This window comes from Kitasatospora sp. NPDC085895 (assembly GCF_040702125.1).
Lineage (GTDB): Bacteria > Actinomycetota > Actinomycetes > Streptomycetales > Streptomycetaceae > Kitasatospora > Kitasatospora arboriphila.
In genome coordinates, this window is record NZ_JBFBJY010000009.1 from 52,276 (window position 1) to 65,070 (window position 12,795).

General features: G+C 74.5%; 14 protein-coding genes and 2 pseudogenes. 2 read left to right on the forward strand and 14 right to left on the reverse strand.

Annotated elements, in window-relative coordinates; all coding sequences use genetic code 11:
* Positions 1-313 precede the first annotated feature (313 nt).
* From AB0442_RS08215 to AB0442_RS08260, 10 genes and pseudogenes are all read right to left on the reverse strand, one after another.
* On the reverse strand, positions 314-763 hold the full coding sequence (locus AB0442_RS08215) for an ATP-binding protein (protein ID WP_366161540.1): 450 nt from the start codon (positions 761-763) through the stop codon (positions 314-316).
* A gap of 181 nt (positions 764-944) precedes the next feature.
* Positions 945-1,341, reverse strand: a pseudogene (locus AB0442_RS08220) (PP2C family protein-serine/threonine phosphatase); the annotation flags it as partial.
* A gap of 209 nt (positions 1,342-1,550) precedes the next feature.
* Positions 1,551-1,709 carry a hypothetical protein gene (locus AB0442_RS08225; RefSeq protein WP_366161673.1) on the reverse strand — a complete coding sequence of 53 codons (159 nt, stop codon included), beginning with the start codon at positions 1,707-1,709 and terminating at the stop codon, positions 1,551-1,553.
* A 561-nt stretch (positions 1,710-2,270) separates the two neighbouring features.
* Entirely contained in the window at positions 2,271-2,642 is a 372-nt protein-coding gene (locus AB0442_RS08230; protein ID WP_366161542.1) for an avidin/streptavidin family protein, read from the reverse strand.
* Between the two features lie 173 nt (positions 2,643-2,815).
* A complete protein-coding gene (locus tag AB0442_RS08235) occupies positions 2,816-2,947 on the reverse strand; it encodes a hypothetical protein (RefSeq protein ID WP_366161543.1) in 132 nt (43 codons plus the stop codon).
* 199 nt (positions 2,948-3,146) lie between these two features.
* A complete protein-coding gene (locus AB0442_RS08240) occupies positions 3,147-3,797 on the reverse strand; it encodes a fasciclin domain-containing protein (protein WP_366161545.1) in 651 nt (216 codons plus the stop codon).
* A 31-nt stretch (positions 3,798-3,828) separates the two neighbouring features.
* Positions 3,829-5,496: a molybdopterin-dependent oxidoreductase gene (locus AB0442_RS08245; RefSeq protein ID WP_366161547.1), complete on the reverse strand. Its 1,668-nt coding sequence runs from the start codon at positions 5,494-5,496 to the stop codon at positions 3,829-3,831.
* A gap of 391 nt (positions 5,497-5,887) precedes the next feature.
* Positions 5,888-6,199: an ATP-binding protein gene (locus AB0442_RS08250; RefSeq protein WP_366161549.1), complete on the reverse strand. Its 312-nt coding sequence runs from the start codon at positions 6,197-6,199 to the stop codon at positions 5,888-5,890.
* Positions 6,196-6,372, reverse strand: coding sequence for a hypothetical protein (locus AB0442_RS08255; RefSeq protein ID WP_366161550.1), 177 nt, complete (start codon positions 6,370-6,372; stop codon positions 6,196-6,198). Before AB0442_RS08255 ends, AB0442_RS08250 begins: the two co-directional genes overlap by 4 nt.
* Before the next feature lie 102 nt (positions 6,373-6,474).
* On the reverse strand, positions 6,475-6,852 hold the full coding sequence (locus AB0442_RS08260) for a hypothetical protein (protein WP_366161552.1): 378 nt from the start codon (positions 6,850-6,852) through the stop codon (positions 6,475-6,477).
* 399 nt (positions 6,853-7,251) lie between these two features.
* Between AB0442_RS08260 and sigK the strand changes: the two are divergent.
* Both sigK and AB0442_RS08270 read left to right on the forward strand, forming a co-directional pair.
* Positions 7,252-7,777, forward strand: a pseudogene (sigK, locus tag AB0442_RS08265) (ECF RNA polymerase sigma factor SigK).
* Complete coding sequence (locus AB0442_RS08270) at positions 7,774-8,529, forward strand: anti-sigma factor (protein ID WP_366161554.1); 756 nt, start codon at positions 7,774-7,776, stop codon at positions 8,527-8,529. The pseudogene sigK and the gene AB0442_RS08270 overlap by 4 nt, the downstream one beginning before the upstream one ends.
* Positions 8,530-8,835: 306 nt before the next feature.
* Here the strand turns inward: AB0442_RS08270 and AB0442_RS08275 are convergent, their stop codons facing one another.
* The 4 genes from AB0442_RS08275 to AB0442_RS08290 all read right to left on the reverse strand — a co-directional run bounded on the left by AB0442_RS08275 (position 8,836) and on the right by AB0442_RS08290 (position 12,516).
* Positions 8,836-9,636, reverse strand: coding sequence for an alpha/beta fold hydrolase (locus AB0442_RS08275; RefSeq protein WP_366161556.1), 801 nt, complete (start codon positions 9,634-9,636; stop codon positions 8,836-8,838).
* Positions 9,637-9,825: 189 nt separating this feature from the next.
* Complete coding sequence (locus tag AB0442_RS08280; RefSeq protein ID WP_366161558.1) at positions 9,826-10,479, reverse strand: fasciclin domain-containing protein; 654 nt, start codon at positions 10,477-10,479, stop codon at positions 9,826-9,828.
* A gap of 285 nt (positions 10,480-10,764) precedes the next feature.
* Positions 10,765-10,944, reverse strand: coding sequence for a hypothetical protein (locus AB0442_RS08285; protein WP_366161559.1), 180 nt, complete (start codon positions 10,942-10,944; stop codon positions 10,765-10,767).
* 603 nt (positions 10,945-11,547) lie between these two features.
* Positions 11,548-12,516, reverse strand: a complete 969-nt coding sequence (locus tag AB0442_RS08290; RefSeq protein WP_366161560.1) for a glycoside hydrolase family 16 protein — start codon at positions 12,514-12,516, stop codon at positions 11,548-11,550.
* Positions 12,517-12,795: the final 279 nt, after the last annotated feature.

Genomic DNA, 12,795 nt, shown 5'->3' on the forward strand with positions numbered 1-12,795 from the left:
GATTATTCGAGATCACCGGCCTGCAGCGCCATGGGTCCCGGTGCCGGCGTGGCCAGGATGCCGGCGTGGCCAGGATGCCGGCGTGGCCAGGATGCCGGCGTGGCCAGGATGCCGGGCAGAGCGGGTAACGGCCGGACCGCTTCGCGACGTGTGCGATGCGCTGCGGCCCCGCACGCGAGGAGGGAGGCTCGTGAAGAACCCGCTGGGGACGGCGGCCCACTGGGGAGATGGCGACGGATCGGCCTGCAGCCCCCGCACCTCGCCGGGGCAGTCCGCCGACGGGTCGGCCGACGGTGGTTCAGGCGGCGGTGGTTCAGGCGGCGGGGATGTCGGCCCAATGGTCGATCAGCGTTCCGGTGCGGTCGGTGATTCCGGTGCTGTCGGCGAGCGCGGCGACGATCGAGGCGCCGCGGCCGCGTTCGTCGGCGGGCCGGTCGGCGGCCCAGCCGGCCGGGGCGCCCTGCGGTCCTCCGTCGCTGACGTGGACCTGGACCTGACCCGGGCTGTCCTGGGCGGCGTGCAGGTGCAGGACCGCGGGGGGCCGACCGTGGGTGACGGCGTTGGTGACGAGCTCGGAGAGGACCAGCAGGGTGTCGTAGAGCTGGTCGTCGTCCAGTCCCCATGCGCTGAGCACCGGGCGGGCCGCGTGGCGGGCGGTCGCCGCCGCGCGCGGATCGTGTTCCAGACGCAGACCGAACATCCGCTCGCCGCCGCCTGCGGTCTCCCCCGGCCGGCGGCCGAGGGAGGAGGTGGGTGCCGTCATCCGAATCACCGCCGTCCACGGATCGGGGTCCGCACGGTTCTGCTTCCGGCGTGCGCTTACCCCGGCACGGGAAGGTGGAACAGTCGATCCGGCAATCGCCGTGGAACCGGTGCCCGGACGGCGTCGCTCGGCGGGCCCCAAGAGTCTCCGGGCTGCGCCCGAGTCGGCGGGAGCGGCCGGGTCAGGTGTCCGCCCCGGCACTGGCGGCGCGGCCGGCGGGGCGGGGGCCGTACCGGTCCAGGCGCAGCACGGTCGCGTCGTCCGCCAGGTGGCGGGGGCCGTCGCCGGCTTCGGTGACGGCGGCGGTCAGGGCGGGCACGACCTCCCGGCGGTGCTCGCCGGCCGTCTCCAGGATCAGTGCGGGCAGGTCGACGGCTTTCCGGCGCGTTCCTGCACGCCGTCGGTGTGCAGCAGCAGGCGGTCGCCCGGGCGCAGGTCCAGCTTCTGCACCCGGTACGGCGGCCCCAGGATGTCGAGGCCGACGGGCATGTCGGCGTTCAGCCTCACCTCGCCGACCGCACCGTCGCGCAGCCGCAGCGGGCGGGGTGGCCGGCGTTGACGAGTTGGGACCGGCTGCCGGTCCGGTCCGCTTGCGCACCTGTACCGCCCCCCGGGTCATCGGTGCGTCCTTCCAGCCCTGTGCCGGATGAACACCGACCGCGTGCCCGCGGCCGGTGGGCTCCGGGCGCGGCAGCAGCGGGCCGACGTCGCGGCGTAGCTGCACGTGCGAGGGCGGCGGCTCCGGCCGCGGAGTCGGGCCGGGGGCTAGCGCGGGGGTGCGGGTGGTTCAGAGGGCCTTGCCGTTGACGAACAGCTCGGCCGGGCCGGCCGGGTTGATCGGGCCGTACTGGACGGTGCCGGCGGCCAGCAACCGGCTGGCCAGCAGCCCAGCTGCACCGGCGGCGGACTGACGCAGGACACCCAGAACCAGAACCCCGCCGGCCATGCGCCGCCCGGACGGAACCCGTGACGTCCTGACGCGGATTCACACGGCGCAGTCGCAGCCGCCCGACGCTCCGGCTTTGGGACGGCTGCCCCGTGTGGTGCCCACCCCCAGCCGGGGGCGGGCGGATCGCTGTCCCGCGCGGCCTGAGCCGCGGGCCCGGACCGGTTGCCCCCGGGCCCTGTGCATCCCGGCTTCCGACCCGGCACCACAGCCGCCGACCTGCAGGCGCACGGGTGACGGCCATCGACACGCCCGGAACCCGCCACGGAAGCCTCACCAGCCCGGCCGTGTCCGCCACCGCGGTGGCACGGTTTTTCCTGGTATGACCATCTCATCCGGCCAGAGCCCCGACTCCCCCGCAAGACGCGCCCGCAGCGCCGCGCGCCGGCTCGTCCGCCGGGCCCGCCAGTTGTCCCGGCACCTGGGCGCGGCGCTGGAGCAACTGCTGCAGGCGAACGCGGCGGACGCGCTGCGCCGCGCCCTGGGCGAGTGGGACGAGGACGCCGACCGGACCCGCCGGCCGCCGCTGCGGCCGCCCGGTGCGCGGCCGCAGTGTGATACCTACGGTGCGCGCCGGAAGGTGTCCCGGCCGACGGCCGTGGCCTTCCACGCATCCCCCGGCTCGGTCACCGTGGTGAACAGCCAGCCGGCCACGATCCGCTCCTCGCCGGGGAAGTACTGGCCGCTCCAACTCGTCACCGACGCGGCACTGCCGTGCTCGTCCCGCCAAACCACCGCCCCCCCAACGCGATGACCGGCACCGTCGGGCACACGTCGAACCGCCCCACCAGCTCCCGCCGGGCCACCGCTCCGGCACCCGGCTCGAAGACACCCGTCAGCACCCCGCCCGAAGCCGCGGCCAGCTGCAGCCGGGACCCGAACTCGTTGAACCACTCCCCCTCGACAGCAACGCCCACGATCCGGCCCCTTCACCCGCGCCGGCGCACCGCGCGCCGGACTGCTCCCCCGCCCGCCTGGCTTCGTTCAAGAGGGGGAGTTCTGACAGCAGATGTTCGCGAGTTTGGGAGGCACCCCGGGGGCGTGGCCATTCGAACACTTCAGGAGATCGAGCAGCACTTCGTGCACGGGGAGCCTTCCGAGGGTGCTCAGCGGGGCATGCCCACCGCGCGGGAGACGAGGGCGTCGAAAGCCCGGTCGGGCAGGATACGGCGCAGGGCGATGAGGGGGCGGGCGCCGAAGCCGTCCTCGAACGTGTCGCCGCCGGCGCGCGCAGCCAACGAGCTGACCGCGTTCCTCGGCCGCGTCATCGTAGGGGGCAGGGCGGCCGGGCCGGAGGAGAGGGAACAGCAGCGGCGTCTCCGTTCCCGAGGCTACGGCTGCGTCCGCCGGCGGCGACTTGCCGTGCCGGTGGCCGGCCCGGCGCCGGTTCCGGCCGGGCACGGGGCGGGGTGGGTCCCCGGGCCGCGCAGAGCGTTCTCAGGACGGGGGCATGAGGACCGTGTCGACGATGTAGACGGTGGCGTTGGCGGTCTGCACGTTCCCGCACAGCACCTTGGAGTTGCCGTTGACGGTGTAGTCCTCGCCTGAGCCGGTGACGGTCACCGTGCCGCCTTCGAGGGTCTCGTGGTCGCCGGGCAGGGTGGCGGGGGCGAGCCGTTCGGGGACGACGTGGTAGGTGAGGACCTTGGTGAGCTTGGCTTTGTCGGCCAGGAGGGCGTCCAGGTCGGCTTTCGGGATCTTGGCGAAGGCGTCGTTGGTGGGGGCGAACACCGTGATGTCCTTCGCCGAGTTGAGCGTGTCGACCAGGCCCGCCTGGGTGACGGCGGTGACGAGGGTGGACAGCACCGGGTTGTTCGAGGCGGCGGTGGCGACCGGGTCCTGGGCCATGCCGGCGAAGCTGCCGGCGCCGTCGGCGGGGACGGCGGAGCAGGCCGCGCCGAACGGCTGGGACGTCGGCGAGGCTCCGCCCGTGCCCGGGGAGGCGGAGCTGGACGGGGCTGAGGCGGCCGTCGACGCGGCCGGGGCGGCGGTGGATCCGCCGCCGCTGCTGCACGCGCTCGCGCCGAGGGCGAGCGAGCCCGCGGCCAGCAGGACGGCGAACGACTTGGGTCGGGAGAGACGGGACATGGTGTGCTCCTGAGGTGGTCGTGGTGGTGTGTCAGGTGACGGTGACGACGGTGCTGTGCCAGCCCGTCGAACCGGACGGAAAGGGGGGCGTGCGGGTTTCGGGCTGGGTGCGGCCGAGTGTGTCGGTGGCGCGGACCTCGATGCGGTGGGTGCCGGGTGCGGCCGTGTGCCAGCTATGCGACCACTGGCGCCACAGGTCCGGCCCGGCGTCGGCGGCGAGGCCGGCCTGCTGCCACGGCCCGCCGTCGACGCGGACCTCGACGGCGGCGATGCCGCGGTGGGTCGCCCACGCGGTGCCGGCCAGCTGCACGTCGCCGCGCGGCACCCGGGCGAACGGCGCGGGAACCTCGATCCGGGAGGCGGTCTTGACCTCGCCGGTGCGGTCCCAGCCGCGGCGCACCCAGTACGGGTCGAAGGCGGCGAAGCGGGTGACCTCCAGCTCGACGAGCCACTTGGTGGCGGAGGTGTAGCCGTAGAGGCCCGGCACCAAGGACCGGCAGGGGAAGCCGTGCGCGATCGGCAGCGCCTCGCCGTTCATGCCCACCGCCAGCAGGGCCCGGCGGCCGTCGAGGACGGACTCCAGCGGCGTGCCGATGGTCATGCCGTCCCGGGAGCGGGCGATGAGTTGGTCCGCTCCGGGCCGGACGCCGACCCGGCGCAGCAGTGCGGGCAGGGAGGCGCCGAGCCAGCGGGCGGTGCCGGCGTAGGTGCCGCCGACCTCGTTGGAGACGCAGGTCAGGGTGTAGTCCATCTCCTCCAGGGGCTGGCGGAGCAGTTCGTCGAGGGTGACGACGGTGGGGTGGTCGACCAGGCCGTGGATCCGCAGGGACCAGTCGCGGGGATCGATCTTCGGCAGGGTGAGGGCGGTGTCGACGCGGTAGAAGGCGGTGTTCGGTGTGGTGAAGGTGGTGAGGCCCGGCACGGCCGGCTGGACGCCGGCGGGCAGGGGCCGGGCGGGGACGGCGGGGGCGGGCAGTCGGACGGCGGCGCGGGCGCCGGTGATGTCGCCTCGGCTGTCGGCGAGGCGGCGGCCGCCGACGGCTGCGAGGGCGGCAACGGCGGCGGTGGCGCCGGTGGCGGCCAGGACGGTGCGACGGGCCGGGCGGGCGGCGGGGGCGGCAGTACGGTCGGCGGGGGGAGCGGCATCGGGCGCGGGGCCGGGGGTGGGCACGGTGGCGTCCGGCGCGGGCGAGGCGGGTGCTTGGGCTGCGGCCCGCAGCAGGCGGGCCAGCCACCACAGGGCGGCGGCGCCGACGATTGCGGCGGCGACGGACGGGAGGGTGTCGCTGGGGCGGGCCGTCGGCCGGGAGAGGGCGGCCCACACCCCCACGCCTCCGAAGGCGGCGACGACGGCCGCGCCGGCGGCGGGCCGCTGACGGCCCAGCAGGCCGGCTGCGACGGCGAGCAGCGCCATCGTCGTGTAGATCCCGGTCAGCAGCACGGTCTTGTCGTGGGTGCCGAAGGTGCGGATTGCGTATTCCTTCAGCGGGGTGGGTGTGAGGTCGATCGCTGCGGAGCCGACTGCGATCACCGGGGCACTGCCGGGGCCGGTGAACGCCGCGGTGATCTCGCCCACTGCGACGGCGAGGCCGGCCGCGGCCAGTCCGGTCGCACCGGCGGCAGCGGACCGGGCCAGGGGCCGGGCGCGGGTGCGCGGCGGGCGCTGGCTGTCGGTCAGGTGCTCGTCGGGTGTGTTCACACCTGGCATTCGGAGGTGTGGTCGGGGCCGGATGGGTGGGCATCGCCGGCGCGCCGGGCCGAGGGTCGGGGGAACGGCTGTGCCGACGGGCCGTCATCGGGGCCGCAGGACCGTCGAGGGTGGATGTGCTGGTCCGATCGGGGGACTTCTGGCTGTCGGCAGCCGTCCTCGTCGCCTGCGGCGGCGAACCCCTACTGCCCGGCGCCGCCGGAGGGCGATGGCCGGGCGGTCCGGGGCGGGACCGTTCGCCGATCCAGTCCGACGCACTGGCGGACGGCCCGCCCCGTGGCCCGCGACGGCCGGGCCGCGCCAGCGGAGCTGAACGGCGGGCCGCGGACGGTCCCGGGAAGGGTCGGCGGGCTGCGTCTTCCCGCGTGCCGGAGGCGCCGTCCTACCACGGGCGGGCGACGCCGGGCGGCCGGGCCGCGGGCGGGCGGGACGGCGGCGGGAGCGGGGCGAGGTGGGCGTGTACGGTCTTCCCGCTGGCCGCGTCCAGGGTGACCGAGACGCTGTCGCAGAGGGCTGCGACCAGGGCGAGTCCGCGGCCGCCGAGGGCGGTACCTGGGTCGGCGAGGCGGGGTTGCGGCAGGACGCGGCTGGTGTCGCTGACGTCGACGTCGAGGCCGGACGGGCCGTGGGCGAGACGGAGGCTTCCCGGGGCGTGCGTGTGACGCACGGTGTTGGTGACGAGTTCGCTGATCACACCAGGGCGTCCTCGCGCAGCGGCCCGGGAAGGTGAGCGCGGGTCAGGAAGGCGCGGGCGCCGGCCCGGACCTCGGCCACGCACCGGTCGGCGTCACCGAAGGCCACGGTCCATTCCAGCAGGGGCGGCTGTGCCGGGGCGGGTGCGGGCGGCGGGAGAAGAGCGGTGTTCATGGTTCAGGTCCTGGGTTCACTGGCCCGCGGGCTGTCGAGGACGGGGCGGGCCCGGCGCCGGGCGGCACCGGGCCCGCCGATGGCATGGGCGTGCGGGTGTCGTCAGCGGCAGTACCAGCCGGCCGGGACCCAGACGTTCTCCCAGTGGGTGGGAATCCACTTCCACTCCCAGCCCGCCTTCTGCCACATCTTGTGCCAGTAGCCGTGGTGCCAGTGGTGGTGGGCGTCCCACCAGCCCGGGTGCCAGACGTTCTTCCAGTACCCGTGGTGCCAGACCTTCTGCCAGTGCCCGTGGACGAGCTTGTGCTCCCAGTGCGCCGGGTACCAGCGGCACTCCTTGTCGTGCGTGACCGAGGACGTGGCGGACGCGGTCGTGGTGGCCGAGGCGGTCGTGGCCGAGGTGGCCACGGTGGCGCCGCCGGCGAGGACCACGCCGGCCGCGGCGGTCGCCAGCGAGCGCCTGGTGCGCGTGGCAGTCATCGTCCCGCACCTCCTTCCTGAGGGTTCCTCACCGGACGCCGAGTGGTCGACGCCCGGGCCGGGCGGTGTTCCATGACCTTGATTCGCACGCGGACGATGCCTGGACGGGAAGATCGCCCCATTTCTTTCGCTTGAATTTTCGACACTCGGACGGCCTACGTTCTGCGGCCCGGACCCGTCCGCAGCCACTCGGGGAACGAACCAACAACGAGGGCGCACAGGTCCCTACAGCCCCACCGGCGACCCGAAAGGCCCGATCGTGAAGCCCCGCCACCCCGACCCGCCCCGCTGCCGCTCTCACCCCCGATCGGGGCGGCGGGCTGCGGCCGGGTCCACACCGTGAACGAGGCCGCCCGGGCCACCACGGCCCGCACCGACGGGCCCCGGCTGGAGGCCCTGATGGCCGAGGTCGCCGTGGGCGACCAGGACGCATACCGGAAGGTGTACCGGGCCCTGCTCGGGCCGGTCTTCGGAATCGTCCTGCGGATACTGCGCGACCCGGCCCAGTCCGAGGAGGTCACGCAGGAGGTCATGCTGGAGGTGTGGCAGCGCGCGGCCCGCTACCGGCCGGAGCGCGGCGCCGTCGTTCCCTGGGTGATGACCATGGCCCACCGCCGCGCGGTCGACCGGGTGCGCCAGGCGCAGAGCGCCGCCGCCCGCGAGGAGCGCGCCGCGGCCCACGAGCACACCACCGCCTTCGACGAGGTCGCCGAAGCCCGTCGAGGACCGCCTGGAGCACGAACGTCTGCGCCGCTGCCTCACCGCGCTGACCGGCCTGCAGCGCCAGTCGCTGACCCTCGCCTACTACCGCGGCCTGACCTACCAGGAGGTGGCCGACCTGGTGCACGCGCCGCTGAGCACGGTCAAGACCCGGATGCGCGACGGCCTGGTCCGGCTGCGCGACTGCCTGGGGGTGCGCCCGTGAACGACACCGCCGACCTGCACACCCTGTCCGGCGCGTACGCCCTGCACGCCCTCGGCGAAGCCGAACGCGCCGCCTTCGACCGCCACCTCGCCCAGTGCCGGCCCTGCCGCACCGAGGTCGCCGGTTTCGCCGCCACCCTCGCCCGCCTCGGCCTCGCCGCCGCCACCGCGCCGCCGCCCGGCATGGAGGACCGCGCGATGGCCGCCCTCCCCCGCATCCGGCAGCTCCCGCCGCGCACCGTCGCCGACCGGCTGCTGCCCCGACGCGTCCGCAGCCGGCCCGGACGCACCGCCGCACGCCTCGCCCTGGCCGCCTGCCTCGCCCTCACCGCCGTCTTCGGCGGCCTCGCCGTCCACCAGCACGACCAGGCGCAACGGGCCGAGAGCAGGACCACACAACTGCGCACGGAACTCGCCGAATTCGGTGCGCTGCTCACCGCGCCGGACGTCCGCAGTGCCACCGTCCCCACCGGCGACGGCAGCGGCAGCGGCACCGCCGTCTGGTCACGCCAACGCGACCGGGCCGCGTTCCTCGCCACCGACCTGCCGCCGCTGCCCGCCGGCCGCGCCTGGGAACTGTGGCTCGACAACGGCGGCGCGCCCCGCCCCGCCGGCCTCCTCCACACCTCCGACGGCACCCTGCTGCTGCCCTCCGGCATCGACGGCGCCCGCGCCCTCGCGCTCTCCCAGGAACCCGCAACCGGCTCGCCGCAGCCGACCACCGACCCCGTCCTCCTGCTCCCCCTCACCTGACCCACCCCGGAACGGCGCCGCCGGCGTGCTACCGCGGCACGGTCGGGATCCGGCTGAGAAGCGGCCGCCTGCTCAACCCGGAACGTCGGCGAGCAGCAGCAGGGTGCCGGCGGAGCACCTCGTGCGCTCCTGGCGGACAGCACCGGGATGTGTCTCCGTCTCTGCGCTCCCCGAAATCGGGGGCCCATCGGTGCAGCCGTACCCCCGCGGCAGGCCCACCTCCCCGGAGTATCGCCACCAGCCGACCACCGCGGATGCCGTACCGGGTGGGGCCATGCGGTGGGGCCGCTGCCGCACGGTGCGGCCTCAACGCGGCGAAGTGCTGTCGGTGCCGCGGATCGTCGGCCCGAAACCGCCGCCGGCGGCGGGGTCTTCCTGCGCCGCCGGACGGTGCCGCATGCCGTGCTGGTTCTGCCAGTAGGGCGCACGGCGGTACGGGCCGACAGGTGTCGCGGAGGCGAGCACCAGCGGTGTGCCGGTGAGCACCGCCGCGACCGCGTCCACCGTGAGCCGGTGCCAGCCGCGGGCGTCACGCAGCATCGCGTGTCCGCCGCGCGGCATCGCGACGGTGCCGACGCGCGCGTCGGCAGTGGCGGCACGGCGGGCGAGATCCCAGGACTGCGCCGCCGAGGTGACGGTGTCGCGCTCGTCGTGGAGGATCACCAGGCTCCGTCCGGCCAGGTGGGCGACGGGTTCGCCCGGCGGGCACCACGGTGCGAGCGCGACCACGCCCCGCACCGCGGGATGTCCGGCCGCGGCCATCGCCGCCCGGCCGCCCATCGAGTGGCCGATCAGGGCGACCGGCAGCCCCGGCGCCAGGTCGGTCAGCTCCTCCAGGGCGCGGCGCGCGTCCTGCACCGGGTGCGCCGCGGGCCGGTTCCAGCCGCGGTACCGGTAGCGGACCCGCGCGATCAGAACGACGTCGCCCGGCAGTTGGCAGCGCAGCGCCCGGGCGAACGGGTTCATCCGGCGCCCCGGCAGGTTAAGGCGCGTCGGCGGGGCGAGGCTGTCGGCGCGACCGCCGTGGAGCAGGAGCACCACGGCCTGCGGGCTGTCGGGGGTGTGCAGCACGTCGAGGGCCGGGGTCACCGTGCGGCTCCGCTTCACGGGAAGTCACCTCCTGATCGGCGCCGGGACGTCGGACGGATCATGGACGCGCGCCCCGGGAGCGAGGTCCGGACCCTGGTGCCGGCGCCGGGGGAACCGGGCACGGACATCACGGTCACCGGGGCCGTGGAAGTGCAGCCCCGGCCGGGAGTACCGGAGGAGAGCCGGGGCTGCACGCTCTCGGGCGGGTCAGGAGGCGGGCATGAGGACGGTGTCGACGATGTAGACGGTGGCGTTGGCGGTCTGGACGTTGCCGCACAGGACCTTGGCGTTGCCGTTCGCGGTGAAGTCCTCGTCGGCGCCGGTGACGGTCACGGTGCCACCTTCCAGGGTCTTGTGATCACCCGCCAGGTCCACGGGGGCAAGGCGCTCGGGGGCGACGTGGTAGGTGAGGATCTTGGTGAGCTTGTCCTTGTCGGCGAGGACGGCATCCAGGTCCTTCTTCGGCAGTTTGGCGAAGGCGTCGTTGGTCGGGGCGAACACGGTGATGTTCTGCGCCGAGTTCAGGGTGTCGACCAGGCCGGCCTTGGTGACGGCGGTGACGAGGGTGGACAGCAGCGGGTTGTGGGAGGCGGCGGTGGCGACCGGGTCCTGGGCCATGCCGGCGAAGGAGCCGGCGCCGTCCTTGGGGACGGCCGAGCACGCGGCGCCGAACGGGCGGGCCGCGGCCATGGCGGGACTCGCGGCGGCGGTCGGCACGGCCCGCGGGGGTGCGGCCGAGGTGCCGCCTGCAGCGGCGTTGCTGCTGGAGCTTGCCCCGCTGCCGCAGGCGCTCAGGCCGAGCGCGAGGGCGCCGGCGGCAACGAGGACGGCGAAAAACCTGCTGCGGGACGTGGTGGACACGAGAGTGGACTCCTCAAAAGGAACGGCACGGACGGAACGGGACGGCGCGCCGCACACTCGGCCCGGAGCCACTGCTGCCAGCCCGGCGCGCTGTGCGTTCGCTGTCACAGGAGCGTTCGGCGCGGGGCCGGCCGGGGTTTGGTGGCATTGCAGGAGTCACCCGCAGGAGTGACGGCCGGCCATCACGCGTTCCCTTCACGCCATGGAAATCCGGCGGAACACACCTCACGGCCGGAAGGAACTGCGCAGCCGCGCAGCAGCCCACCACCTGCAGCCGACCGCCTCTCAGCCGGCCACCGGCCAGAGCGCGGCCGTTGCCGAGCCGGACACGGCCACCGCCCCGGGCGACTCGGCGACGGTCGTGGTCCAGGACGGCGACACCCTCAACGGCATCGCCCAGGCGCAGCAGGTGGCCGGCGGCTGGCCCGCTCTGTACGAGGCCGACCAGGACACCATCGGCGACACCCCGACCTCATCCTCCCCGGCCAGGCCCTCCGCATCCCCTGGCCTCCCGCCGGGGGCTCGCCCGGGGCCCGGTCCACCACGCCCTGCAGCACCGCCCCGCTCGTCCGCGCCTGCCCAGTCGGTCCGCGAGGGCCTGCGCCCGGCGGCCGGGGGTCGGGGCCGGCAAGTTCGGGCGCCACATGCCGCGCGGCAGCACGGTCCCGTCCGACGACGCTGATCCGGCTTCTCCTGGGAGGCGTCGACAGCAGGTGCCGCCCCCAGCAAGGCCGAGCAGGTCCGCCTCTACCTCGAAACCCTGCAGGCCCGCACGGCCCCGACCAGTTCCGGGTCCTGCGCCACCTCGTCAGCCGCTCCCGCTCCGTCCTCGCCGCACCCGACGGGGAAGGCCACCTCGACCTCGACGACGAGGACAAGGTCCACCTGCCCCCGGAGGTCACCGACGAACTCCTCGTCGTGCTGGCCATCGCCGCCACCGGCACTCCCGGGTCACCGGTGCGTCCGTCCGGCTTCGTCGCGGAAACACCTCGCTGCGGCCGCGGGCCACCGGGCCCCACGGCGAAGGGCGGGCCGGGGGCCGGCCCGCCCTTCGCCGTGGGGCCGGGGTCAGGACTTCGGCAGGGTGTCCACGAAGTCGGTGCCGGCGCTGTAGAAGCCGTCCACGGTCTTCTGGACGTCGGCGTAGGAGACGGCCTCGGCGTCCTTGTAGTAGAACCAGTTGATCTTCAGGTTCCAGGTGCGCTGTCCGCCGAGGGACGGCAGCAGGTCGATGAACCAGTTGCTGAAGTGGACGTCCATCTTCTCGCGCGGGACGTACTTGCCGGAGCTGGTGAACAGCTCCTTGCCGTCCATGGAGTAGGTGGCCTTCCCGTCCACGGAGGTGACCATCATGATGTGCCAGCCGCCGAGACGCTGCTTGTGGGGCTTGGTGACCCGGTCCGGCGGGTCTGCCTTGAACCAGCTGGTGGTGTCGAGCTGCGGACCGGGCGTGCCCCAGCCGCCGTTCGTCATGTACTCGTAGTCGAGCTCGCTGTAGTTCGCCGAGTCGTCCTGGGGGGAGATCGGGAAGTAGGACTGGACGACGTGGTCGCCGTTCTTGCCGCCGGCCGGCTTGTCGCTGAGGTAGACCCGGGCTGCGTAGGTGCCGTTGAAGAGCTTGGCGCCGGTGCTCTGGATCTCGGCCTGCTTGGTGCCCTTCTGGGTGCCGTCGGTGGACGCCTGCAGCTGGAGGGTCCGCTTGCCCTGGGCGGTGGCGTCGTCGGGGAAGCTCGCACCGGCGTCGGACCAGGTGTCCTTGATCCCGGGGCCGCCCTCGCCGGTGCGGATCTCCCAGCCGTGGGCGGTGAGCGCGGGGTCGGTGGGACCGGTGTAGTGGAAGTTGTCGAACAGGGTTCCCGGTGGGCCGGTCGGGGTCGGCGAGGCGCTGGTCACCGACCCGCCCTTCGCCGTCGTGCCGTCACCGTCGCCGCCACCGGACGCCGGGCCGCTCGAACAGGCGGTGAGCACGCACAGCAGGGTCGGGAGGGCGAGCACGCTCCACGCGCGGTGGCGAGGGGTGCGGCGGGGCTGACTCACGCGGGCTCCTTGGGGCGTGCCGGTCGCACGTGCGCACTGATCGGATGAGGGGGTCATCCTAACGGGACGCGAACACCCCTCCGGTGGGCGCCCGGCAGGAACCGGAGGGAGGGAGTCCGAGGTCGGGAAGGGTGCGCGCACGCCCACGTTCCGGCATGCACCGACCGGCATCTCGATCCGATTACAACCCCCCGCCAGATCAGGCCAAATCCACCCATCGAACTCAATTCGATTCAGCCCGGTGCACTAACGTTCGCTACTACGCTCCCGCGGTCCACG